Origin of the sequence: Halorhodospira halochloris (assembly GCF_002356555.2) — a bacterium.
In the GTDB taxonomy this organism is placed as follows: domain Bacteria; phylum Pseudomonadota; class Gammaproteobacteria; order Nitrococcales; family Halorhodospiraceae; genus Halorhodospira; species Halorhodospira halochloris.
Genome location: NZ_AP017372.2, coordinates 1,073,094 through 1,098,240, shown reverse-complemented (window position 1 = coordinate 1,098,240; position 25,147 = coordinate 1,073,094). Strand labels below are relative to the sequence as shown.

General features: G+C 55.6%; 21 protein-coding genes. 9 read left to right on the top strand and 12 right to left on the bottom strand.

The annotated features are described in order from the left end of the window. Positions 1 to 2: 2 nt before the first annotated feature. From leuC to aroC, 3 genes are all read right to left on the bottom strand, one after another. A complete protein-coding gene (gene leuC, locus HH1059_RS05075; protein WP_096408982.1) occupies positions 3 to 1,409 on the bottom strand; it encodes a 3-isopropylmalate dehydratase large subunit in 1,407 nt (468 codons plus the stop codon). Between the two features lie 374 nt (positions 1,410 to 1,783). Continuing rightward, the gene (locus HH1059_RS05070; protein WP_207148173.1) at positions 1,784 to 2,953 is read right to left on the bottom strand and encodes an MFS transporter; all 1,170 of its coding nucleotides are present in this window, start codon (positions 2,951 to 2,953) and stop codon (positions 1,784 to 1,786) included. 4 nt (positions 2,954 to 2,957) lie between these two features. Further along, positions 2,958 to 4,073 carry a chorismate synthase gene (aroC, locus tag HH1059_RS05065; protein ID WP_096408981.1) on the bottom strand — a complete coding sequence of 372 codons (1,116 nt, stop codon included), beginning with the start codon at positions 4,071 to 4,073 and terminating at the stop codon, positions 2,958 to 2,960. A gap of 312 nt (positions 4,074 to 4,385) precedes the next feature. Here aroC and HH1059_RS05060 point away from each other — a divergent pair, with 312 nt between their 5' ends. The 4 genes from HH1059_RS05060 to HH1059_RS05045 all read left to right on the top strand — a co-directional run bounded on the left by HH1059_RS05060 (position 4,386) and on the right by HH1059_RS05045 (position 8,750). Then, positions 4,386 to 5,594, top strand: a complete 1,209-nt coding sequence (locus HH1059_RS05060) for a CobW family GTP-binding protein (protein WP_096408979.1) — start codon at positions 4,386 to 4,388, stop codon at positions 5,592 to 5,594. 7 nt (positions 5,595 to 5,601) lie between these two features. Further along, the gene (gene queC / locus HH1059_RS05055) at positions 5,602 to 6,351 is read left to right on the top strand and encodes a 7-cyano-7-deazaguanine synthase QueC (RefSeq protein WP_096408978.1); all 750 of its coding nucleotides are present in this window, start codon (positions 5,602 to 5,604) and stop codon (positions 6,349 to 6,351) included. Between the two features lie 22 nt (positions 6,352 to 6,373). Then, a complete protein-coding gene (locus HH1059_RS05050; protein WP_096408976.1) occupies positions 6,374 to 7,636 on the top strand; it encodes a D-amino acid dehydrogenase in 1,263 nt (420 codons plus the stop codon). Between the two features lie 331 nt (positions 7,637 to 7,967). Continuing rightward, the gene (locus HH1059_RS05045) at positions 7,968 to 8,750 is read left to right on the top strand and encodes a hypothetical protein (protein ID WP_096408975.1); all 783 of its coding nucleotides are present in this window, start codon (positions 7,968 to 7,970) and stop codon (positions 8,748 to 8,750) included. Positions 8,751 to 8,947: 197 nt separating this feature from the next. On the opposite strand, the gene HH1059_RS05040 is transcribed toward HH1059_RS05045, so the two are convergent. From HH1059_RS05040 to HH1059_RS05030, 3 genes are all read right to left on the bottom strand, one after another. After that, positions 8,948 to 9,493 (bottom strand): phosphatase PAP2 family protein, encoded by a 546-nt coding sequence (locus HH1059_RS05040; protein WP_162549370.1) that lies wholly within the window; start codon positions 9,491 to 9,493, stop codon positions 8,948 to 8,950. Next, positions 9,474 to 10,682, bottom strand: a complete 1,209-nt coding sequence (locus HH1059_RS05035) for a glycosyltransferase family 4 protein (protein ID WP_096408972.1) — start codon at positions 10,680 to 10,682, stop codon at positions 9,474 to 9,476. Before HH1059_RS05035 ends, HH1059_RS05040 begins: the two co-directional genes overlap by 20 nt. 232 nt (positions 10,683 to 10,914) lie before the next feature. After that, the gene (locus HH1059_RS05030) at positions 10,915 to 11,874 is read right to left on the bottom strand and encodes an EAL domain-containing protein (RefSeq protein ID WP_096408970.1); all 960 of its coding nucleotides are present in this window, start codon (positions 11,872 to 11,874) and stop codon (positions 10,915 to 10,917) included. A gap of 217 nt (positions 11,875 to 12,091) precedes the next feature. On the opposite strand from HH1059_RS05030, the gene HH1059_RS05025 reads away from it, so the two are divergent. Together HH1059_RS05025 and HH1059_RS13655 are read left to right on the top strand one after the other, a co-directional pair. Then, positions 12,092 to 13,141: a pyruvate kinase gene (locus tag HH1059_RS05025; protein WP_197710737.1), complete on the top strand. Its 1,050-nt coding sequence runs from the start codon at positions 12,092 to 12,094 to the stop codon at positions 13,139 to 13,141. After that, the gene (locus tag HH1059_RS13655; RefSeq protein WP_231902029.1) at positions 13,134 to 13,457 is read left to right on the top strand and encodes a pyruvate kinase; all 324 of its coding nucleotides are present in this window, start codon (positions 13,134 to 13,136) and stop codon (positions 13,455 to 13,457) included. Before HH1059_RS05025 ends, HH1059_RS13655 begins: the two co-directional genes overlap by 8 nt. A 1-nt stretch (position 13,458) precedes the next feature. On the opposite strand, the gene phoU is transcribed toward HH1059_RS13655, so the two are convergent. Genes phoU through HH1059_RS05005 form a run of 4 tightly spaced genes read right to left on the bottom strand, consistent with a single transcriptional unit; the run spans position 13,459 to position 19,069 of the window. Further along, positions 13,459 to 14,181, bottom strand: coding sequence for a phosphate signaling complex protein PhoU (gene phoU / locus HH1059_RS05020; RefSeq protein ID WP_096410344.1), 723 nt, complete (start codon positions 14,179 to 14,181; stop codon positions 13,459 to 13,461). 56 nt (positions 14,182 to 14,237) lie between these two features. Beyond that, positions 14,238 to 15,092, bottom strand: coding sequence for a phosphate ABC transporter ATP-binding protein PstB (gene pstB / locus HH1059_RS05015; RefSeq protein WP_096408969.1), 855 nt, complete (start codon positions 15,090 to 15,092; stop codon positions 14,238 to 14,240). A 13-nt stretch (positions 15,093 to 15,105) separates the two neighbouring features. Further along, a complete protein-coding gene (pstA, locus tag HH1059_RS05010; RefSeq protein WP_096408967.1) occupies positions 15,106 to 16,782 on the bottom strand; it encodes a phosphate ABC transporter permease PstA in 1,677 nt (558 codons plus the stop codon). A 19-nt stretch (positions 16,783 to 16,801) separates the two neighbouring features. Beyond that, the gene (locus HH1059_RS05005) at positions 16,802 to 19,069 is read right to left on the bottom strand and encodes an ABC transporter permease subunit (protein WP_096410343.1); all 2,268 of its coding nucleotides are present in this window, start codon (positions 19,067 to 19,069) and stop codon (positions 16,802 to 16,804) included. 481 nt (positions 19,070 to 19,550) lie between these two features. Here HH1059_RS05005 and HH1059_RS05000 point away from each other — a divergent pair, with 481 nt between their 5' ends. Further along, positions 19,551 to 20,510, top strand: coding sequence for a PstS family phosphate ABC transporter substrate-binding protein (locus HH1059_RS05000; RefSeq protein WP_096408966.1), 960 nt, complete (start codon positions 19,551 to 19,553; stop codon positions 20,508 to 20,510). 87 nt (positions 20,511 to 20,597) lie between these two features. After that, positions 20,598 to 21,224, top strand: coding sequence for a Yip1 family protein (locus tag HH1059_RS04995; RefSeq protein WP_096408964.1), 627 nt, complete (start codon positions 20,598 to 20,600; stop codon positions 21,222 to 21,224). 49 nt (positions 21,225 to 21,273) lie between these two features. Here HH1059_RS04995 and phoB read toward each other — a convergent pair whose 3' ends face one another. Next, the gene (gene phoB, locus HH1059_RS04990; protein ID WP_096408963.1) at positions 21,274 to 21,963 is read right to left on the bottom strand and encodes a phosphate regulon transcriptional regulator PhoB; all 690 of its coding nucleotides are present in this window, start codon (positions 21,961 to 21,963) and stop codon (positions 21,274 to 21,276) included. A gap of 380 nt (positions 21,964 to 22,343) precedes the next feature. On the opposite strand from phoB, the gene HH1059_RS04985 reads away from it, so the two are divergent. Continuing rightward, on the top strand, positions 22,344 to 23,504 hold the full coding sequence (locus HH1059_RS04985) for an OprO/OprP family phosphate-selective porin (RefSeq protein WP_231902028.1): 1,161 nt from the start codon (positions 22,344 to 22,346) through the stop codon (positions 23,502 to 23,504). Positions 23,505 to 23,763: 259 nt separating this feature from the next. Here the strand turns inward: HH1059_RS04985 and HH1059_RS04980 are convergent, their stop codons facing one another. Further along, on the bottom strand, positions 23,764 to 24,888 hold the full coding sequence (locus tag HH1059_RS04980) for an HD domain-containing phosphohydrolase (protein ID WP_162549368.1): 1,125 nt from the start codon (positions 24,886 to 24,888) through the stop codon (positions 23,764 to 23,766). Positions 24,889 to 25,147 lie beyond the last annotated feature (259 nt).

Below are 25,147 nucleotides of genomic sequence, written 5' to 3'. Positions count from 1 at the left end.
GATCAGTACTCGCCCCTGATATCAACAAAGTGGCCGTGGATTGCCGCCGCGGCGGCCATAGCCGGGCTAACTAGATGGGTGCGCCCGCCCTGCCCCTGCCGGCCCTCGAAGTTGCGATTGGAGGTCGAGGCGCAGCGCTCGCCTGGCTCGAGGCGATCAGGGTTCATGCCCAGACACATTGAACAGCCCGGTTCGCGCCACTCAAAACCGGCCTCGCTGAAGACCCGGTCCAGCCCTTCGGCCTCAGCCTGCTCTTTAACGAGCCCCGAACCGGGCACCACCAGCGCCTGCTTGATGCTCGGCGCTACCTGCTGACCCCGCACCATCTCCGCGGCCTCGCGCAAGTCCTCGATCCGGGCATTGGTGCAGGAGCCAATAAAGACCTTATCCAAGGGAATCTCGGTTAGCGGCAAACCCGGTTGCAGGTCCATATACTCCAGCGCCCTGCGCATGGCCGCCGCCCGCACCGCATCCGCCTCGTGTTCTGGATCGGGGATCTTATCCCCAACCGGGGCGACCATCTCCGGCGAAGTTCCCCAACTGACCTGTGGGGCGATTGCCGCGCCATCGAAGACCTCGACCCGATCGAATTCGGCGCCATCATCAGTGGCCATCTCGCGCCAGCTTGCCACCGCCTTATCCCACAACTCGCCTTGCGGGGCGAAGGGGCGACCCCTGACGTAGTCGATAGTTACCGCATCGACACCCACCATACCGGCCCGCGCCCCGGCCTCTATAGCCATATTACACAGGGTCATGCGCCCTTCCATGGACAGTCCGCGGACCCCTTCACCGGCGAACTCAATGGCGTAACCGGTGCCGCCAGCAGTCCCGATACGGCCAATGATTGCCAAGATCAGATCTTTGGCCGTTATCCCGACGGACAACTCACCATCGACACGGATCTGCATGCTCTTGGCCTTCTTTTGCACCAAGGTCTGGGTGGCGAGCACATGCTCGACCTCGCTAGTTCCGATACCGAAGGCCAGGGCGCCCAATGCACCGTGGGTAGCGGTATGCGAATCGCCACAGACAAGGGTCATGCCGGGCAAGGTCGCCCCCTGCTCTGGGCCGACTACGTGGACAATGCCCTGGCGCCTATCTTGCATCCCGAACTCGGTTATGCCGAACTCAGCGCAGTTTCTATCCAGGGTCTCAATCTGCTCGCGCGCCACCGGATCAGCCACCGGCAGCGAGCGGTCAGTGGTCGGCACATTGTGATCGGTAACCGCCAGGTTGGCATCAACCCGCCACGGCTTGCGTCCGGCTAAACGCAGGCCCTCGAAGGCCTGCGGTGAGGTCACTTCGTGGAGCAGTTGCCGATCTATATAGAGTAGCGCCGAACCGTCGTCATGCTCGGTCACCACATGGCTATCCCAGAGCTTGTCGTAGAGTGTCTTGGCTGTCATCGGGTCGTAGTTCCGCTCTGTGGCCAGCTGGTTTTACGGCGAGTATAACCGAAGCGGGTTACAGCGGGACAGTCTAGGGGCGCTTTCACGGCAGACATGGCTGTCGAGAAGCCTCCCCGGAGCAATTGGCTGCCCCGGTGTGGAGGACGCCGTAAATCCATCCTTGGAGGCTTCATGGCGCCATCCATGGCGCCAAGACCTCCACACCGGGTGCAGCCAATCGCTCCGGGGAGGCTTCGAGGCTCCGTTAGGCCACGCCCATGCACTGTTGAGAAGGCAGCGAATCCATCTCTGAAAGCCTAGTGGCGACCCTGGCGCCAGGTCCTCCACAGTGCAAGTATGTGGCTCTAATGGTCGCCGCAACTGCAACTACCTCAATACCTAAACCTCCGCAGACTCACAGCAGCCAACACCGCCGCCAACAAAGCTACCGCACTAGAGGCCAAAAAGGTCTGCCCACCGTAGAGATCCCAAACCCAACCGGCCCCTAAAGAGCCGACAGCAACACCAGCGCCGAAGGTCAAACTTGAATAGAGTGCCTGACCCTTACCCTGCGAGCGGCCGACAAAGAAGCGATTAACAATATCTATGGCCACCGCGTGGTAGAGACCGAAACTTGCTGCATGAATAGTCTGACTTAGCGCAATCAGCCAAGGTGAATCGACCCAAGCCGCCACCATCAGCCAGCGCACTGCTCCCAAGGCAAGCGCCAAAGCGAGCAGATAGCGCGCCCCAAAGCGCGGCATGATCCGATGCATGAGCATAAAGACGCCGATCTCAGCAACCACCCCCCAGGCCCATAGCACCCCTATCAAGCCGCCGCTATAGCCGTGATCTTCCAGATAGATACTGAAAAAACCGTAGAAGGGGCCGTGGCCGACTTGATTTAAAAAACAGGCCAGAAAAAAGCCGATAACGGCCGGCTGGCGCACTGTCTGCCAAAACCCATCGCCGTTAGCCGCTTGCCGCGCCTTTCCGGCCTCCGGGGCAATCAGGCTGGACAGCCACAAACCGGCAAAGATCAGCAGGACCATGTAGGGGTAAGAGTCGAAGCCGACTCGATCGAGCAGCTCGCCGATACCCATCACCGCGATGATAAAACCGACCGAGCCCCACACCCGGATACTGCTATAGCGATGCTCCTGGCCCTGCAAGTGGTTAAAGGTGTTGGCCTCATACTGCGGCAGCGCAGCATTCCAGAAAAAACCGAATAGGGCCATCACCAGGGCAATGGTGCCGTAGGTATCGGCGATCAGGATGCCGAAAAAGGCCATGAAGGCGATCAGTGCCGCGACGCGCACCACCGCCATGCGCCGATCGAGCCGGTCGGCAATATAGCCCCAGACGTTGGGGGCGATTACCTTGGTGGCGTGGAGGATGGCGAGCAGCTCGCCGATCTGCGCCGAGGAGAAACCTTCGGCGCGCAGATAGGGCCCCCAATACGGCATCAAGGCGCCGAGCGCGGCGAAGAAGAAGAGATAGAACCCGGATAGCCGCCAGTAAGGCACTGCCCCTACCGGCGGTGTCGGCTGCCCGCCGTGCAACGGCCTACTCCTGCCGGGGCGCCTGCGGCGGGATTAGCGGTGCGCCGGAGATCTCATCGCTATCGGCATTCTGGCCACGATGGCGCAGCCAGTGATCCATAATGGTCAACGCCACCATGGCCTCAACTATCGGCACGGCGCGAATACCGACACAGGGGTCGTGGCGACCTTTGGTGACCACCGACACCGGGTTGCCGTTAACATCTACCGAGCTCCCCGGTATTAGCATGCTTGAGGTCGGCTTGAGAGCCGCTCGAGCAATGATGGCTTGGCCACTGGAGATACCGCCCAGCACACCGCCGGCGTTGTTACTAAGAAAGCCCTGCGGGGTAAGCTCATCACGGTGCTCGCTACCGCGCTGCCGGGCAGCAGTCATCCCCGCCCCTATCTCGACCCCTTTGACCGCGTTGATCGACATCAACGCCTTAGCCAGATCGGCGTCAAGACGATCAAAGACCGGCTCGCCTAAGCCCGGTGGCACCCCGTGGACCTCAACCTCGACCTCGGCGCCGACCGAGTCGCCAGCTTTGCGCACCTTCTGAATCAAGCTCTCCAGCTCTGCGACCCGCTCCGGATCGGCGCAGAAAAAGTCATTCTCAGCGACCGCTTCCCAATCTTGAGCCGCTAGTTCGATATCGCCCATGCGCGCTAAGCGGGCACGTATCTCGATGCCGAGGCGCTGTTCCAGGTATTTACTGGCTATGGCGCCGGCGGCAACCCGCATCGCCGTCTCACGCGCCGAGGCCCGACCGCCGCCGCGGTAGTCGCGGATGGCGTACTTATGCTGATAGGTATAATCGGCATGGCCGGGACGAAAGCGCTGCGCTATCTCGGAGTAATCTTGGGAGCGCTGATCGGTATTCTCGATCAGCAGACCGATCGGTGTACCGGTAGTTACCCCCTCGAACACCCCGGAGAGGATGCGCACAGTGTCGCTCTCGCGGCGCTGGGTGGTCTGTTTGCTCCGCCCCGGCCGGCGCCGATCGAGTTGCTGCTGCAGGTCGCCCTCGGTCAGCTCAAGTCCCGGCGGACAGCCATCAACAATAGCCGCAAGAGCCGGGCCGTGGCTCTCGCCGCAGGTGGTAACAGTAAAGAGTTTGCCAAAAGTATTTCCGGACATGGGGCGCTATTGTACTACCTTTGCCTTTTAATTTGTGGTCTTCGTCAGATTTACATTCGGCATGCTGCGCAGCGCTTTTTTGAACGGTGGTTATGGAACATAAACTACGTGAGTCACTGGACAGCCCGAAGAGTGCCTCGACCTAATGGCTACCCCGGTGTGGAGGACGCCGTCAATCCATCCCTGGAGACTTCATGGCGCCATCCCTGGCGCCAAGACCTCCACACCGAGCCAGCCATTAGACCGAGGCACTCTTCGGGCTGTCCCACTCAACATTGAACAAAATCATCTCAAGACGTAACCTTTACCACCATGGCACCACCAGTACCCACCAACGTCATCACCGGCTTCCTTAACGCCGGCAAGACTACTGCCATCCGCCACCTGCTAGCCCGCCACCGCCCGCCAGCAGAGCGGTGGGCAGTGCTGATTAATGAGTTCGGCGATGTCAGTATCGATGCCGCCATGCTCAGCGATCAGCTGCATGATAAAGGCCAGGGAACCACTCAATACGGCCAGGACACTAACGCCGGATCTTACTCAGAGAGCGCCCCAGGCAGCGGTGATGAACAAGAAGCTGTAACCATAGCAGAGCTCCCTGGCGGCTGCCTGTGCTGCACACTAGGCATCCCTTTTCGCACCGCCATTACCCGCCTATTGCGCGATAGCAAGCCAGCACGATTGATAATAGAACCGACTGGCTTCGGCCATCCAGCCAAGATCATCGATCAACTGCGCAATTTTGAGCAACAGGGGGCAATCGAACTGCGCGCCACCATTACCCTTGTCGATCCTCGCCGCCTAAAAGAGCCCAAGGCGGCACAGCATAGCGCCTTTATCGATCAAGCGCAGATAGCTGACATACTTATCTGCAATAAAAGCGATCTTATTGGCAACGATGATCGAGCCCGCTTCGAACACTGGTCAAGATCTCTCTACCCGCCCAAGCAGATTATTGCCGAGACCGAACAGGGCCGCATCTCAGCCAACTGGTTGGACTGTCCAACCGGCAGGACGCGCGCTGCCCTCTCCTCCCCGGGGCTTTATAACAAGGGTGTTGAGATTGGCCACAAGGGTGTCACTGGCCATCACGGTCATTACCGCGATGACGGCGAATCGCGCATTGCAAAAAGCAGCGCTGATCATGGCGAGCAGCAGCCCTCAGCAGCCGATAGCCAAGCACAGGCTCCAGACCCCCAGCCCGGCCAACCCCTGCGCCTACAAAATGATAGCTACTACCCCGCTAGTTGTGGTTGGATATTCCATAGAGGTGATATTTTCGACCGCCAACTACTTACGCAGGCGCTTGAACAGCTACGTGACTGCGATCGGGTCAAGGGAGTTATCCGCACTGGAAATGATTGGCTACAAGTCAACACCAGCCCTGATGGCACCGACCTCAAGGCCACGGCCTGGCGGGGCGAGAGCCGCTTGGAGGTAATAGCGGACGATTATAAGCTGGGTTGGGATAAGATAGAGCAGCTACTACTGCAAGCGATAACTCAAACAGATCAAAGCTAGTCAATTTATGGTCAGCCAATCCCACCAGTTGCACTCAAGTATATGCCCAAAAGCGACAGGGGAAGCTGCGCTACTATTATTCTCCGGCGGCCAGGACTCCACCACCTGCCTCGCCTGGGCACTGGAGAGGTTCAGTCGAGTAGAGACAATAGGGTTTGACTATGGTCAACGCCACAGCGTGGAGCTTGAGGCGCGGTGCACCATACTTGAGCAGATCGCTGAGCAGTTCCCCATCTGGCGCGAGCGCCTTGGGGAAGACCACCTGCTCGATAGTCATGTCCTCGGCCAGATCAGCTCGACATCACTAACCAGCGAGAGCGCGATAACTTACGATTCCAGGGGATTACCGAGTACCTACGTGCCCGGCCGCAACCTGCTCTTCTTCGTACTAGCTGCGGCTGTTGCGGAACGCCGTAACATCCGCAACATAGTCGCCGGCGTCTGTGAAACTGACTATTCCGGGTATCCCGATTGCCGCGATGATACGATAAAATCACTGCAGGTGACTCTTAACCTGGGAATGGCGCAGCAACTAATCCTCCATACCCCGCTAATGTGGCTCGATAAGGCCAGAACGTGGGAGCTGGCAGCAAAGGTTGGTGGCAACGATTTAATTAATTTGATCGTTGAGCATTCCCACACCTGTTATCATGGAAACCGTCAAAAGCTTCATCCATGGGGGTACGGATGCGGTCAGTGCCCTGCTTGCCAGCTGCGCGCAGATGGGTGGCAACGTTATATTGACTCCCATGCCTAAGGAAATGTAAGGAACCATCAGCATGCGTATCGTCGTTGTCGGTGCCGGCGTTATCGGAGCCACTCTGACCTGGGAACTCACCGAGCGGGGCCATCAGGTCATACTTGTGGATAGAGCCAAGGAGGTAGCTCACGAGACCAGTTACGCCAACGGCGGGCAGCTCCACGCTGGACACGCCGCCCCATGGAACTCCCCCGGCATGTTAACCGATGCCCTGCGCTGGCTGGGCCGAGCCGACTCGCCACTACGTATCCGCCCGGAACGCTTGCTCGGCGCGCCTTGGTGGCTCATGCGCTTTCTCGCCAACGCCAACAAGGCCAGGCATCGTAGCAATGCGCGTGCCAATGCCACCCTAGCTTTATACAGCGTTCAGCGGCTCTACGATATCATTGAGCATACTGGCGTAGAGTGCCAGTTGCGGCGTAGCAGCATCCTAAAATTATTCGACGATCGCGCCTCACTACAGCGGGGTATCGCCGCCGCCCAAGCTGTTAAGGATTTAGGCATTCGCTACAACGTGCTAGATCGCGCCCAAACCATCGCACGTGAGCCGACCCTGAGCACCAGTAATGATAGCGGTAAGCTGGTCGGTTCTATCGAGTACCCTGAGGACGGTTGCGCCGACGCGCTGATGTTCTGCCAGGGCATAGCAAAAAAAGCGGCCCAAAAAGGGGCCGAGTTGCGCCTCGGCAACCCAGTCATCCGGCTACGCGGCGACCAGAGACAAGGCGTTGCCGGAGTTGTGACTGAGCATGGCCTAATCGATGGCGACGCCGTGGTAGTTGCGGCTGGCAGCCATTGCAACCAGCTAGTGCAACCTTTAGGCCTGCGGTTACCGCTTGAACCGATAAAGGGCTACTCCGTCACCATCCCCCTTGGCGATGCCGCCGAGCTCGCCCCCAATAAGCCGATAATTGATGATGTGCGCAAGATAGTTCTGACTCGGCTGGGCGATCGTCTGCGCATAGCCGGCAAGGCCGAAATCAGCGGCTTCGATACCCGCCTTAACCCGGATAGATGTAACTCGGTTCGCGAACAAGGACTCGCCCGCTTCCCCCGCCTTGCTGAAAGGCTAGGCTCGATACCTGGCGAACACTGGTCCGGCTTGCGCCCGATGACCTGCAAAGGCACACCCTTGCTCGGGCCAACCCCTATTCGCGGCCTGCATTTAGCGACCGGGGCCGGACACTTAGGCTGGACCTTCGCGGCCGGTGCAGCAGAGTTGGTCGCCGATCAGCTCGAAGGCAAAAAAAGCGCCATTTATACCGGGCCTTATCAAGTTTAGAAAAAAGATCACTGATTATTTGGGGCCATAACCGCCGCCATGGCAACTTGTGGCCTAAAGAGACTAGCCATAGAACCACTGGGTTGCCTCGGTGTGGAGGACGCCGTTAATCGATCCCTGGAGGCTTCATGGCGCCATCCATGGCACCAAGACCTCCACTCCGGGGCAACCCAGTGGGGCTAGGGAGTTTTTGAGGCACCCAAAGATAGACCTGCCCCTGCTTACCTTGTTAGCCCTGCCTTCTCCCCGCAGGTCACCTAACCGTAACCATAATGTAACCCCCGCCGCTTACGCTTGCCTGAAATTCAAAATAACCAATGGGGGAGCAACAATGAACAAACATTCATCTATACTATACAATGAGTGGCAGCGGGCTATGCGCAACAGTGATCAAAGCCACCTCAGCCATTACCGCCTCGCAGCCCAAGCCATACGCCAAGGACTGGGGAGTAATCGCAGCATTTGGATCGCCGGGAACGTCCACAAACGTGAAACTAAAACCATAATAGAAACATTTATACTTCTAAGGAATTGGCATACCAATCTGCTTCTGGTACTAAATCCAGCCAACACTGAGGATTGGGGCGAGCTTTACTCTCACTGTCGCCATGCCGGGCTCAAAGTAGGGAGGCACAGCGCAGGGGTTGGCTGCACCCCATGTCGTGATGTCTATATCCTTGACACCTCTGAGGAGATAGGCTTGTTCTATCTGGCCAGTGACGCCGCCTTTATCGGCTCATCCTTAGTCCACTCGGGTTATCCTGACCCCACACTTGCAGCTCGCGCAGGGCTACCGGCAGTCTCTGGACCCTATATAGACTATCTTTACAACGAACCGCGGTTGTCTAGACTAACTGCACGCTTAATAAGGCTTGGCAGCATCCGCCGAGGCAACAATGCCGTTGAACTTGCCGAGGCCCTCCACGGCCTACTAGTTGACGGTCAACTCGGCAAGGCCCTAGGCGAATGTGCTCGCCGAGCCGCTTGTCGAGCCCGATCTTCAAGGCTTTCACTTAAAGATAACGACGACAATTCACTGGTCAATCCCGGCGATCAACCTAGCGGGCAACAGCGCGGTCAATTCGAGCTATGCCAGCTTGGTAGTGCTGCTTGAAGCAAAATACAGAGGCAGACAATGTGGACACATTAAAATCCCCACATGAGCCATTCGGTTGTCCCCAGAGTTGGGAGGTCTTGGCGCTAGTTTTGGCGCCGTGAAGCCTCCAGCGATAGATCACGGTGTCCTCCACACCGGGGCAGCTGAATAATGACTCAAGTGGGGTTTTTTATGCTCCAATCTGGTTTGGCAGATTAGAAATACATCTGTACCCACTCCACGAAAACCAGACTTATCTGAGCTAGAGCGAACCCCAGCAAGCCTCCCGCAATGACGTCGGTGGGATAATGTAGGCCAAGCACCACCCGCGATGAGGCAATCAGTATCACTGCAGGCACGAGCCACAATGCCAACGCAGGGAAGTATGCTATTGCCAAGAGGCTAAAGCAGACGGCATGCAAAGTGTGTCCCGAAGGGAAGCTGTAGCGGTCTAAAGCCGGAGTCGCCGGCATCAACTGTGGGTCAGCCTCGTAGGGGCGCAGCCGCCGAGTACTACGTTTGATCAATGAGTAAATCAGAGTAGCAACAAGACCGGTGGCCGCCATATGGGCCACAACCACAGCCGAACTGACGCCTTGGAAGATCAAGATCCCGGCCATCAGCGCATACCACAAAACGCCATCTCCTAGTCGGCTTGCGGCCACAAAAATATCGCGGGAGAGGCGAACGCGCTGCAAGCGACTAAGCAGCTGGCACATTACCATCTCGTAACGTTGCAACCTAACTAAAGTTTGCTGCATGAGGCACCCCCTGCTCTGTACCAGGATTTTGCTCACCTGCATTAGCGATGACACCAGCGAACTGCCGGGCTATCTGTTGCCAGCTCAGCGCCGCAACACTATCCCGTGCAGCCTCTTGCCAGCGCTGCCGCACCTGCGGCGGCAGCATCGCTACTCCCAAGGCGGCTTGCACCCAGGCTGCCGGATAGCTACGTGCTACCTTATGGCCATTGACACCCTCTTCTACGAAGCGGGATGCGGCGGCATAGTCGAAAGCTACTACGGGTAGACCACTTGCTAATGCTTCGAGAGTAACGTTGCCGAAGGTCTCACTCAGACTGGGAAAGAGAAAGATATCTGCTGAGGCGTAGTAGGAAGCCAACTCTTCCCCGTGGCGCTCTCCAGCGAAAATAAAGTCCGGGTTTTGGTGTTGCAGAGCAGAGCGCATCGGCCCGTCACCGACTAGCACGAAGCGCGCCCCTGGCCGAACTGACTCGATGGTGCGAAAGGCCTCTACCGCCAAAGACAAGTTCTTCTCTGCTGCAATCCGCCCGACGTAGATCAGCACCGGCTCATCTTCGCCGGCACCCCATCCGCTGCGCAGCGACGTGCACCTTCTCTGGGGGTTAAACAGTCGAGTATCCACGCCTCTGCCTAACAGTTCGACGTTTCTATAGCCCTGGCTGCGTAACTTTTCAGCCAAGGATTTATCAGGCACCAAAGTGGTGGCGGTGGAGTTATGAAAGTAGCGTAACGCTGCCCCGACCAGTGGCTTTAACCAGCTCGTCATGTAGTGCTCGCTGTACAGGTCAAAGCGGGTATGGAATCCACTTACCACCGGCAACTGCAAGCGCTTTGCCGCAAGCAGAGCCGCCCAGCCCAGAGGGCCTTCAGTCGCGATATAGACCCCATCTGGTGTGCGCCGCTGCCAAAGCTCCTCAAGAAGGCGTGGCCGCACAACCCCACAACGTACTTGGCTATAACCGGGAATCGGTAAGCCGCTCACGCTATGCAGATCTTTATCATAGCCGTAAGGACGGGCTGGATGCCTAGGCACAACAAGATCTACAGCTGTACCGTCTCGACGCAATCCAGCTGCGATGTGGCTGAGGGTGGTCGCAACCCCATTAGACTCCGGCGCATAAGTCTCGGAAACAATGGAGATACGGCGTAGAGGTGACTCTTTTCTGTGCAGGTTTACTTTTTTCATGGCCCCATGCTGCTGGGGCTAAGTTACAGGATAGTGATACAGATATGAGGTTTACGTTACAGCAGGGACCCTCAGAAAACCTCCCCTGGAGCCATTAGCTGCCCCGGCGTGGTGGACGCCGTGAATCCATCCTTGGAGACTTCATGGCGCCATCCTTGGCACAAAGACCATCCGCGCCGAGGCAGCTGGATGGCCCTAGGGGAGGTTCCTTGAGGCGCATCATTTCGGCATATCAGAAGACCACAAAGCTGGCCAAGGGACAGCGTGAAAGCTCAGAGGTTGTTTCAGCACCAATCGCAGCATCTTTATTCAATTGTCCGGCAGAACTGCTCTCTTCAGCTGAACTAGCATCGATGGCCTCTCTCATGGGCATAAATTCCATTAGCTGACTCTGCTCGCAAGAATGTTCACCTCTGGTAACAGGCAGGCAGTTGTCACGCTGCACCTGATCAATATCTTGAGGCGGATTTGCAGCAGGGAAAGAGATATAGTGACCTTGCAGTAAGTTACCGTTGAGTGCGACCAAGGTCTCGTACTCTTCCCGTCTTTCTACCCCCTCGAAGATAATCTCACACCCTAAATTGCGGGAGACCTCTAACAAGTAATCCAGAAATTTATGCTTCGCCAGATCAGTATCAATATGCTGGCAGAAATAGTGCGATGTCTTTACATAGTCCGGGCCAAGCTCCGCCCAGTGACCTAAGCCGGCAGAACCTGCACCTAGGTCGTCTAAAGCCACCCGAAACCCCATCCTTCTGTAGTGATCCAATGCATGACGCATGAGGCTATAGTCATTTATATGTGAGTGTTCAGTAACCTCAATCACCACGCGCTGTGGATCTACACCTTCTTGGTGCAAGAACTCCAGAGTAGCCCCTTCACGAAAGTCATTCTGAAAAAGGGTATGAGGCATTACATTTAAAAACAGTTTACCGCTCAACCCCAATTGTTTGAAATGACGAATAGCAATCTTGCGAGCTAGCATATCCACTTCGACTAGACGGTGCTGCTTAGCTGCCACCTGAAAAAGGGTTCGCGGGTAATGAAGCGCAGACATGGAAGGCCCTCGGGCCAGGGCCTCATAGCCGTATATTTTGGCTCTATGTGTGCTGAATATAGGTTGAAAGAAGGGTGTAAGCAGCTCATTTCTGATTATGTTATCGAGTTCTTCAGCATTTTGTTCGGAGCTCATATTGCCCCCTCATCTAAGGTTAGGACATAGTCATTCATGTTCAGACACAAAGCCTTTTTGCTTATCAATGACGTCTGCCGCCAAGCTACCCGATAAAGTGTTGCGGAATGATTAATATCTGATTACCAGCAAAACATTTTAAGTAGTCTAAATACGCCCGCCAGTTAACAAAACCTAAATAAAAGTGTAGCTTTTAGCCATTAGACTCTGTTCCACTATGATTGATAAAGCTAAACTAGACGAAAATCTGACGACTGAAGCTCTCCTAGAACGGCTGTTAGCTCTGCGCGCCGACCTAATCCGAGTGGCTAACGACTGGTTAGATAGTTACCAAGACTCATTCTCCAGCGCCTCGGCAGGTAAATCAGCGCGCAACTTTGCCCACTATCTAGCTCTACGTAGCGAAGATATTAGGCCTTTACAAGGACTACTTGCGCGCCACGGCCTATCGTCTTTAGGACGCAATGAGCCGCACGTTCTTGCTGGGCTAGATCGGGTCATCCAAATGCTTGCGTATTATTCTGGACGGCAAGTACAGCTCCCCTACCAGAGTTATTGCAGTATTGATGAGGGATTTAGGGCGCTAGAACAAAATACTCGAGAGCTATTCGGTGACAAGTACTATGCGCGCAGCTCCTACATCATGGTCACCTTGCCTAGCAAGGCTGGTGATGACCCTACACTGATAAGGTCATTACTCGAATCGGGCATGGACATAGCGCGAATCAACTGCGCTCACGATGGCCCCGAAGCGTGGCTGCGGATGATTGAGTTCATCCGCCATGAAGAGCAAAAATTAGGGAAAGCATGCCGAATTCAAATGGACTTAGCCGGGCATAAGATCCGTACCGGTCGATTAGCCAAGCGCGAGCCGGTACTTAAATTACGTCCGCAACGCAACTATCTAGGGCGCGTACTAAGCCCAGCAACGATTGATCTTATAGCAGAACCAAGCCCAGAAGCCGCTAACGGCATAAATACTATGCCAGGCACCAGCACTGGTGCTGTCACCGACACTGATTTTACAACACCCCCCAAGCTGAGCCTGCCTGAGGAAATCATCGATGCTATTCAGCCGGGTGATAGGCTCGTAATGCTAGATGCCCGCGGCTCGAAAAGATCGCTTTATGTTACGGATACAATTCCCGGCAGGGCTCGTGCTAACACCTATAAAACACTTTATATGACTCCAGATGTTCAGCTTACTTGGCGTCATGATAGCCCGCGGCGACTTGGCAGTGGAGATCGGCGGCGAACGCTTGGCTGAGATTCAGGAAGAGCTGCTCTGGCTTTGCGAAGCTGCCCATGTGCCAGTTGTATGGGCAACCCAGGTCCTTGAGAAGCTAGCCAAGCAAGGCACGGCTTCCAGGCCCGAGCTAACAGATGCAGCAATGGCGGGACGTGCCGAATGCGTGATGCTCAACAAAGGCCCTCACATAATCTCGGCAGTAATTACTCTCAAAGGGATACTCCAGCGCATGCAGGAGCACCAATCGAAAAAGATATCTCGCCTAAGAGCTCTAAGACTGGCACACCTTAGAAAAAAGGGCCGCCCTCTAGCAGCCGGCTGTGGCAAATATTGACCTAACGCCTATCTCCCGTAGCCTCCTGCACCATCTGATCATAACTTATGTGCCTGACATTTTTACCGCGCACAAAGTAGACCACGTACTCGCAGATATTGCGCGCCCTATCGCCTATCCGCTCCAAAGAGCGAGCAGTCCACACCACATCCATTACCCGCGGAATGGTATCCGGATATTTCATCATCTGATCCATAAGGCGATGAATAATGACCTCATACTGACTGTCGGCATTGATATCCAGCTGCGCAACTCGCACGGCCTGCTCGACATCCATACGCGCAAAGGCATCCAGAGCTGAATTGAGCATGCCGCGCACATGCTCACCCAGATCGCCGAGTTCCTTAATGGGCCCAGTCTGGCGATCCAACTCAAGAAAATGCAGGGCCATGCGGCCAATCCGCTCCGCCTCATCACCGATGCGCTCCAGATCGGTTATGGTCTTGATCACCGCCACCACCAGGCGCAGATCGGAAGCTGTTGGTTGACGGCGGACTATGATCTGGGTCGACTCCTCGTCGATCTTAACCTCTAAGGCGTTGACCTTATAGTCACTGACAACCACCTTCTCGGCCAGCTCCATTCTGCCTTCAACCATGGCCTTAACGGCATCAGTGAGCTGCTCCTCAACCAGCCCGCCCATGGACATTACCTGCCTATGGATCTCTTCAAGCTCAGCATTAAAGCGCTGTGAGATATGCTGCTTGAAAAAATTCTGCTCCATCGACTCTTCTTGACTCATGTAAAATCTCCTGCTGCGCCGCAACCAAGCTTGAAAAATCAGCCATAACGGCCGGTAATATAGTCCTCGGTCTTCTTCTGGGCCGGGGTTGTAAATAGCGTATCGGTATCGGCGAACTCTACCAGTTCACCCAGATAGAGAAACGCGGTGAAGTCTGATACCCGGGCAGCCTGCTGCATGTTGTGGGTGACGATAGCTATCGTATACCGCTCCTTGAGCTCGAAGATCAGCTCCTCAATCTTCAAAGTAGCCAACGGATCGAGTGCCGATGCCGGCTCGTCGAGCAGCAGGACCTCAGGCTCAACCGCAATTGCCCGAGCGATAACCAAACGTTGCTGCTGCCCGCCAGAGAGCCCGAAGGCGTTCTCATGCAGGCGGTCTTTAACCTCGCCCCACAATGCCGCGCGGCGCAAAGACCGCTCTACCACCTCGTCTAGTTTACGCCTATTCTTAACACCCTGCAGTCGCAGACCATAAGCAACATTCTCATAGATCGACTTAGGGAACGGATTGGGCTTCTGGAAGACCATGCCGACCCGTCGGCGCAACTCTGGCACGTCCATGCGCCGATCGTGGATATCCTGGCCATCAAGGGTGATGCTCCCCTGCACCTGGCAACTATCTACCAAGTCATTCATGCGGTTGAAGCAGCGCAGCAAGGTCGACTTACCACAACCCGATGGACCGATAAATGCCGTTACTTGCCCTCGCGGTATCTTGATATCTATGCCTTGCAGCACCTGCTCTGTGCCGTACCAAAGCTTGAGATCACGCGTCTCCAGGCAGATATCCGAACCTACCGAACGTGGCTCGGTACCCGATCGGCCGCGATCGCGAATAGCCTCCTGACTGAAGCCGTGGGTCGGCGTGCTGTCGGTCGTCACCTCACTCATATATGTTCCTCATTCAATCGCTTTGGGCCCGATACTTTTCGCGCAGATAATTGCGAATTGATATGGCCGTTAGATTAAGCACTATTATCACCAGCACCAGGATCAAACTTGTGGCGTAAACCAGTGGTCGTCCGGCCTCGACGTTAGGGCTCTGAAAACCGACATCGAAGATGTGAAAGCCCAAGTGCATGAAGCTCCTCTCCAAATGGATAAAGGGGAAGCTGCCGTCCACTGGTAGTTGCGGGGCGAGCTTAACCACGCCGACCAGCATCAGCGGTGCCACCTCGCCAGCCGCTCGAGCCACAGCTAGGATCAAACCGGTAATCATGGCCGGAGTCGCCAGCGGCACCACAACCCGCCAGAGCATTTCGGCCTTGGTTGCACCCAGCGCCAGGGCCCCATTACGGACATCACTTGGTATCCGCGACAGCCCCTCCTCGGTGGAGACTATAACTACTGGCAGGGTAAGCAGGGCGAGGGTTAACGAGGCCCATAATATGCCACCTTTACCGAAAGTCGGCGACGGCAGACGCTCAGAGAAGAACATCTGATCTACGCCACCTCCGACAAAGTAGACGAAGAACCCCAAGCCAAAGACCCCGAACACGATGGAGGGCACACCGGCCAAGTTGTTGACCGAAATGCGGATCATGCGGGTTATCGGCCCCTGTTTAGCGTACTCGCGCAGGTATATCGCCGCCAGCACCCCGAATGGAGTAACAAAGACGGCCATAACCATGGTCATCAGCACCGTGCCAAAGATGGCAGGCATAATGCCGCCCTCGGTATTGGCCTCACGCGGGTAGCCACTGACAAAATCCCAGAAATCCCCCACATAGAAGGCCATCTTCTCCCATGTGCTCATGGCATTGGGTCGCCAGGGCTTGACCACATCCCCCATAGCGATGACGACTTGTTCGCCGGCTGCCGTCTCCAAACCGATGGCGTAACGGGCGACTTCATCAATCAGCTCATCGCGACGCTCTTCTAGCTCAGCGTACTCCTCCTCCCAGCGCTCCCGCTCCTCTGCCAAGGCGCTGGCCTGCTCGGTGCGTTGCTCCTCGCTAAGGGTCGCATCAGCCTCCAAGCGCCTTTCGGCCAGACGAACTTCCTCTAGCTGAGCATTAATTGCGCCGATCTCTACTCTTTCTATATGCTGAATCTCATCCAACCGCGAGCGGTTCTCAGCGTACAGCTCGTCAAACACCGCCCAGGCTTCGTCACCTCGATCCTGGACCTCGGCGACCACCTCACCATCTACCCGAACATCGCGTAGATAGCCGATAAAATCGCCCCACTGGCGGCGCTCTATCACCACCACATCTTCCGGGTACCGCCACTCGGACATATTGGGGCCGGCATACCAGACAAAATCACGGCCATCGACGTCGCGATTACCGCGTTTTATCCGATAACGGGTGATAAGCGTCTCATCATCTTCAACCTCAAAACCCCTTTCGCGTGCCGCAGCAGCGGTTAGCGTCTCGGCAGCATCGACTTCACCAAGAACGTGTTGAACATCTTCACCCGGCTCCTGATATTCGAAGGCAACCACACTACTCGGCCAAAAATGCTGTAGGCCATTAAAGGCGATAAGCCCTATCAAGCCGAACACCATCACCAGGGAGACGGCCACTGCTCCGGCGTTGAGCCAGATCCAAGGTGTTCCTCTCTTAAACCAGTCGCGCATCGTTGCGGTATCCTCTGTATCAGAGCGCGCTGTACTTGCGACGCAGGCGGTGGCGGACAATCTCTGCTGCCGTGTTGACGACGAATGTCAACACAAACAACACTAGTGCGGCTAAAAAGAGGATTCTATAGTGCGTCCCTCCTTGTGCAGTCTCTTTCATCTCCACTGCGATATTGGCGGAGAGGGTCCGCATGCCCTCAAAGATGTTGAAATTGGTCACCGGCGAATTACCAGTTGCCATAACCACTATCATCGTCTCTCCCACGGCTCTGCCAAAACCGATCATTACTGCTGAGAAGATCCCCGGGCTGGCGGTCAATAGAACCACCGTTGCAACCGCTTGCCAGGGAGTGGCCCCCAAAGCCAGAGCGCCTTGGGATAGATGACGGGGGACGTTGAATACGGCATCCTCAGATATGGAGAAGATTGTCGGTATGACCGCAAACCCCATCGCTATGCCGACCACCAAAGCATTGCGTTGATCGTAGTCAATGCCCTGATCGGTCAACCATTGGCGCATATCGCCGCCAAAGAAGGCCAACTCCATATAGGGACTGGCAGTAATCCCTATCCAGCCAACGAATAAGACCACTGGAATTAGTAGTGCTGCTTCCCAGCCCGGCGCCACTAGCTTGCGAATCCCTTCGGGCATGACCCGAGTCCACAGCCATGAGGCAAAGACCATGGCAATGGGCAAGGCAACCAAGATAGTGAATATCGCTGGTAAGTTGCGCTCAAAAAACGGTGCCGCCCAGAGTCCAGCCAAAAACCCGAGGATTACGGTAGGCAGCGCCTCCATAATCTCTATGGCTGGCTTAGTAACCTGCCTCATCCGCGGCGACATGAAATATGCCGAATAGATTGCCCCCAGGATGGCGATTGGGGCGGCGAAGAGCATCGCGTAGAACGCCGCCTTAAGCGTGCCCACAGTCAAGGGCACCAGGGAGAACTTGGGCTCGAACTCCTCGGATGCGGACGATGACTGCCACACATAGGTCGGCGCATCACGCCCTTCGTACCATACCTTCTGCCACAACGCCTTAAAGGAGACCTCTGGGTGGGGGTTATTAACGTGCAGATAATTAAAGCCTCCACCCTCGGCCACCGCCAGCATCCCATCGTGGCGCGGGGCCATAGAGAGAGCACTGACCTGCTCGCCGCCCGCGAGGGCTAACTGGGTCAAGGTGCGTGCCGAGGTTGCGTAGTGCAGTTGCAACGTGCCATCCGCTGCGGCACTAGCAAACCCCTTGCGGCCGTGTTCCGCGGCTATAGCGGTGACCGGAGCATTGTGGCCAACAAAGTCGCGAATCTCTGTCAGGCTGCGCTGTCTGTCTTCATCGCGAGTGACCATCCACTGCGAGACCGAACCGTCAGAGCCGCCGACGATTATCGATACCGCCCCGAGCAGGAACTCGAGTTCGGTAACTTGCGCATCATCCCCTCCGATCGCACGCTCCGAACCTACTAGGCGGGGGTCACTCAAATTGGCGACGTCGTAATAGTGGAGCCTACCGTCAGCACCACCTATATAGAGGTTGCGCATCGTCGTATCGAGGAGGATGCGAGTTATCTCTACCCCCTCCTCCGGCCATGGAATATCGTAGACCTCTCTCTCAACCGTCGCCTCACCGGTTAGAAAATCTACATCCTCCTCGAACAGGACCAGGCGTAAGGCCTGATTCTCGTTGTTGGCGGCCACTACCGCAGAACCGCGGTTACCGCGCTGCACACCAATAGCGTCAATCGGATAAGCGTTGCTAGCAAAGATATCCAGAGGCTCGCCCTCGCCCTCCGGGTAGGTTATGTAAGGCTCTACTAGCCGTTCGTCATCCGGATAACTGATGTCGTAATCGTGACGGGCAAAGATTGCGGTGCCATCATCCAGGCCATAACCAACTAAGCGGTGACGCGCCTCGGCTGTATCAAAGCTACGTACCTCAACACCTGCGGGGCGCTGCAGCCGCCCATGTTTGATGACTTCGCCGCTATCCGGGCGAAAGAAGAAGAAATGGGCCTGATCAGTAAACCGCACTCCAATCTCGCGGTACCGCTCCATGGCGGCATGGACCGTCTCACCGGCTTGCTCGCCGCCAGGGGCTGGATAGGTAGACACCGGGGTGATCTCGGGATCACTGAAGATAGGTGCGGTCTCTGAGAACAGATAGACGAACATCAATGCCAGCGCACCTATTACAGCAAGACCGAAAAAGGCCACACTGGTCTTACTGAGGTGGTCCTTCACCCCCCGCCAAAGGCGTAACCGCCTGCGCTGGCGAGCATCAGGCATAGCTTCACTGACTATCCCGCGGGCACTGGCACTCTCTGGAGTGGACTCACTAGTCCTTGATTTACTCATAGCCTCGACGCACGCTCCGACTAAATGACTAGGCGCAGCTTAGTGCCCGACGGTGACGTTTTTATTACAAAAGCCGATTCTGCTTTTGAGGTATCTAGTCAGGTGTCTCCGAGGCCCCTCCCAAAAAAACCTACCTGAGAGAATATGGTTAGCCGGTGTGGAGGTCTTGGCGCCAGGGATGGCGCCATGAAGCCTCCAGGGATGGATTCACGGCGTCCTCCACACCGGCTAACCATATTCGCTCAGGTGGGGTTTTTTGGGAGGGTTTGCGCGGGCGCGCTAGTACACTTACAAAAGCCTCTGCAAAAAAGCTTATGTAATATTTCAGTAATATTGAGGTAACCGCACAGTCAGAAACCAACCGCACAATGCCACCAGTGATCCTAAAGCAGCTACTACAGAGGTGAGAAAGATGCTGAAGAGAAGCCTACTGGTTGGCATTACCAGTGCCGCTCTCCTAGCGAGCGGTCATGCTATCGCGGTGGACGATGATCTGCCCAGATACGAAAGGGTCTCCGGGATATCCGGTAACTTGGGCAGTATGGGGTCAGACACCCTGAATAACCTCATGACCCTATGGGCAGAGGAATTCAACGATTTCTATCCTAACGTCTCTATTGAGATCGAGGGCGCTGGCTCAGGTACAGCCCCAGTTGCACTATCCGAAGGCACCGCTAACTTCGGACCCATGAGCCGCAGTATGCGCTCATCTGAAATCCAAGACTTTGAGGATTCGCACGGCTACGAGCCGACCAAGGTGCGGGTCGCGATCGACACCATTGCTGTGTTTGTTAATCGCGATAACCCCATAGAAGGGCTGACCCTTGACCAAGTAGATGGTATATTCTCGGAGACTCAACGTTGCGGCGGTTACAACAAGACACGCTGGGGCGATGTCGGTCTCGACGGGGCCTGGAACAACCGTGACTTCACCCTCTACAGCCGAAATGCGGTCTCCGGCACCTATGGATTCTTCCGTGAACACGCCCTGTGCGATGGCGACTTTAAGGATGCCATCAACGAACAGCCTGGCTCCGCCTCTGTTGTTCAGGGGGTGTCGGAATCACTCAACGGCATAGGCTACTCCGGCATAGGGTATAAGACTTCAGGCGTCAGGGCCATTCCATTGGGCGAAGAGGAAGGCGAGTACTACGAGCCTACCGGTGAAAACGCCGTATCCGGCAATTACCCACTGGCCCGGTTTCTCTACGTCTACGTCAATAAGCACCCTAACGACGGACTACCGCCACTGGAGCGTGAATTTTTGCGCTTGGTCCTCTCCAAAGAAGGCCAGGAAGTGGTAAATCGAGATGGTTTTATCCCCCTGCCCGCTGCAGCGGCACAACGTGAGAAAGAACGACTCGGCCTGTAAAGTACTAGAGATTACCTATTTCGGCATAAACCACGGCCCTAAACACCGCCCTGGGCCGTGGTTTATGCCTTTTTGGATACCCAGTTTATGAGCTCTTACCCGCTGCCGCGCAACCCAGCTGGTGATGCCCTGTTAGGCGTTTTTTTGCGTCCCCGTAGGCTACTCTTTGCATGGCGTGACGCAGAGCCGGAAACCTTCTGGGTTTTGACCCGGCTGACCATCCCTGTTTTGCTCCTGAGCATACTCGGCTCAGGTATTGCGCATGAATTCATACCCAGCGGTTTCCCTCCGCATACCCGCCCGGATCCGGTCGGCTTTGCCATTTATAGCGGCTTAACCCATTTGGTCGGAGTGCTAGCCCTAGCCGCAGCAGCCCATTATCTGTGCGATCTATTTCAAGGCTACTCGGATTTCAACCGCGCTCTAGCAGCGGTTTCAATAGGCATGGTGCCAGCCTGGATCGGCAACATTGTAGCCGCCCTGCCCTGGCCTATAGGGGCATACGGCGCCATAATCCTTATTCTTTACAGCTTCGTGCTTATTTATGCGGCGTTTGCGGTGATCATGGACATACAGCGCGGCCACCGTCTAGCCCATTATATTGCCGCGATCATAGCGGCACTGCTGATCACCTTTGCCTTTGGTTGGCAGGCAATGAGCATCATCCCCGGGGCTTCACCCGAGGTAAGGTTGGGAACAACTTGGTTGATTTAGATAGCTACTCTAAATAGCGGCGCGGTATTAAACGAAGCAGCTGTGAGGGCTATTTGCTGTCAGAAAAGCGATAGCCGGCCCCTCGCACTGTCTGGATAAGCTTGTCATGGCCAGTTTCAGCCAAAATCTTGCGCAATCGGCGGATATGCACATCGACAGTACGCTCTTCGACGTAGACGTTTACGCCCCAAACTTGATCGAGTAATTGGGTGCGCGTGTATACCCGATCCCGGTGGGTCATGAAAAAACGCAGCAAGCGAAACTCAGTTGGGCCCATAGAGAGATGCTGACCGTTACCGCTGACCCGGTAACTGACTGGATCTAGCATCAGGCCAGATACCTCTATCGTCTCATCACTGGTCTCCGGGGCAGTACGCCTGAGGACTGCCTTTATGCGCGCTTTAAGTTCGCGCGGCGAAAAGGGCTTGGTTACATAGTCATCGGCGCCCGACTCCAGCCCCTGAACCTTGTCCTCTTCCTCGCTACGCGCGGTCAGAAGGATGATCGGGATCGCCCGAGTCTGCTCACTCTCTTTGAGTTGGCGCGCCCACTCAACACCGCTTACTCGCGGCAACATCCAGTCGAGCAGTATCAAATCGGGATGTTGGCGACGCAGCTGCTCATCCCCCTGGATAGCGTCACAGGCAACGGTGGCCTCAAACCCCTCGCGACCCAGGGTGCTAAGGAGCATCTCCCGCACCGCCGCATCATCCTCAACCACTAAGATCTTGCCTCTCATTGAGCCTCCCTGAAATACGTGTATTAGAGCTCCTCTAACAATCTCCCCGGAGCCATTACCTGTCCCGCAGTGGAGGACGCCGTAAATTCATACCTGGAGGCTTCATGGCGCCATCCCTGACGCTTTGACCTCCACAACGGGACAGGTAATGGCTCCGGGGAGTTTTTTTAGAGGCGACCATTAATACCTGTCGATAATCATCAGTAAAAGACATTTCTGTGACAAATTCATGACAGTTAACCAAATCGGGTAAGAGGCTGACGATAAAGTAAAACAAACACAACCTAACTGTAATCTTACGGCAACCTTTAGCCATCAAGGTAGAGCCCGTCAGCAGTGTTGTCACAAATCAAAGCATGTGCACTAAGGGAGATGCATTAATGAGAAAGATGAGTCCAAACGCGCGCCGCCTCTCCGCGCTCACCATAGTGGGCACAGGGCTTGGGTTGAGTATGCCGGTACTGGCTAGCTACCCCGATCTTGATGTGCGCGGCAGGTTGATGATCGACTACCACCACATTGATGAGGATGAGCAGGATTTCGTTAACGGCTTTAACAACCGCCGGGCGCGTATTGGGGTTACCGGTGATCTCGCCGAGGACTGGGACGGGCGTATTGAGGTCGACTATGGCGGCGGCAGCCTTGGTATCAACGACTTTCGCATGCGCTGGGCGCTACCCAATGACGATCGGCTGTGGATTGGTCAATACAAGGTACCCATGGGCTTTCAGGAGCTGACTAGCTCGCGGTTCATCTCACTAATAGAGCGCTCCTCGCCCTCCAATGTCTTCACAATAGCCCGCCGTGTTGGTGTGGCCTACGAGCATAGCCGCGATACATACGGCATAAAGTCGATGTTCTTTGGGAGTGGTATCGGGGATGATCAAGACCCTGATCCTGATGAAAAAGATTTTTCCGGAGATCAGCCACTCGGGCTAGCCGCCCGCGGCTACTTTGCACCCCATATCGGTGATGCGGCGCGGCTGCATCTTGGCCTGTCGGTGGCTTATGAGGACCACGATGACCCGCAAGATATAAACTTCCGTGACAGGCCCGAGCTGCGCGACGGCGATGGCGGGACCCGAATACTTGACGGCGATGTGAAAGGCGTAGAAGACATCACCCGGCTCGGACTGGAAGCGGTCTACGCCGCTGGTCCATTGACGGTCGAGGCCGAATACCTGCGCGCCATGATCAATAATGACAATGGTGATGACCCGACCTTCGACGGCTGGCATATACAGGGCAGCTACATGCTCACCGGCGAGACTCGCCCCTACTCACCTACCGGTTTTGGTGCTGTAGTCCCGAACAGCACAAGCGGGGCCTGGGAGTTGGCGGCCCGCATCAGCAACATCGACCTCAACGATTCCGGGATTGATGGCGGCGAGCAGCAAAACTACACCCTGGGGGTCAACTACTACGTCAGCGAGCATATACGCATCATGGGCAATGTTGTCTTTGCCGATGTCGACTTCGACGATGATACTCGAGACGACAGCCCAACGCTGATTGGCGCCCGCGCTCAGTGGTGGTTCTAGCAAACCGAACCCCACCTAGCGGAGCCACTAAAAGCTCCCCCTTAGTAAGGCTGCACCGGAGTGGAGGGCGCCGTCAATCCATCCCTGGAGGCTTCATGGCGCCATCCCTGGCGCCAAGACCTCCACTCCGGTGCAGCCTTACTAAGGGGGAGCTTTTAGTGGCTCCCATAGCTGCACGGACAAGCTTAATTAGCTGCTATAGCTAAACACTAATACCCGTGATGCGACGACTCCCTAACTCCAAAGATTAAGAATCTTTCTAGCTTATATTAGATTCAGGATCTTCAAGCACCTCAATTAAAGCATCCACACAGTAAGGACAGAGCTTGGTGCCGGACTCCCGTCGCAGTAAATCTATCGCCTCACCCTTACTCCAAGCGCTCTTATAGGGGCGTTCGCTAGTCAAGGCATCGTAAATATCCGCAACACCGACAATCCTACCAGCCCAGGGTATCTGATCATCTTTCAGGCCATACGGGTAACCACTGCCATCAAGTTTTTCGTGATGATAGGCAATAATATCCCTTAGCATCCCCATCTGGCTGTTACTGCCTATATCGAGCTCACTAACCATGACCTCAAGCAGATCTATCCCTTTCTGCACATGCTGCTTTATGTGGTCGAACTCCTCCTCAGTTAAGCGGCCGGGCTTAAGGAGAATGTTATCCGGTATAGAGAGCTTGCCAAGGTCGTGGAGTGGAGAGAACTGCTCGAGCATCGTGATGTATTCATCACTAAGGTCAAATTTGGCTGCCAGTCGGCCAGCTATAGCCCCAGAGAGTACGCCTATTCGCTGCATGTGGGCAGAAGTTTCGATATCGCGAGCTTTACTCAAGGCGATGGTAGAACCTACGGTCCCCCTGATTATGCGCGCCTCACGAATGGCGTTGGCGCCGATTAAACCAACTAGGCGGGCGTACGGCAAAAGAGCTTCTAATCTAGCTCCTTGAAAAAACTCCGGCTCTCGGGAGTTGAAGAAGACAAACCCGTACAGCTTGCCGTTGTAAATTATGGGTATCGTCAAGCTGGAACGAAAACCGCTGTCCGATACAACCGCACTATGTCGACGCTGTTTGGGGATATCTTTAAGGTCGTGGATTATCCTTGTCCCCCAGTCTCTGCTCAGGTTCATCAGGGACTGCGAGTCGCTAAGTTGCGCTGAGTATTGAGTAAGGGGAGAAGGCGTATCACTGGCGTAAGCGAAAGTAAGAAGTTCGTCGCTCTTCGGCTCATAGACGGCTATGGCAATCCGGTGTAATCCGGTTGCGCCGTAGTCGCTGATTAAGCGATTACGCAGCCGTTCTAGTCGAAAGTTGAGTGATTCGTCCTTATCTCCTATCGCTAGACCAAGGGCGTCTGGGGGGTGCCATACGCTAAGATCCATAGCCATTGTCCATGTGTCATCTATAATGTGTGTTTACTATTGTATCTAAATTTACAATCATCAAACACTACCATTGAAGATGTGGGCGCATTTTGAAGAAAAAAACTTCTCGGGCCTCGAACAGCGCTGCAGCACTTTTTTGTGTTCCTCCGCGGATCCGCCCATGTGGGGTGCCTCTAAAAACTCTCCGGAGCCACTCAACTGCCCGGAGTGTAGGTCTTGCCGCCAAGGATGGCGCCATGAAACCTCCAGGGATGGA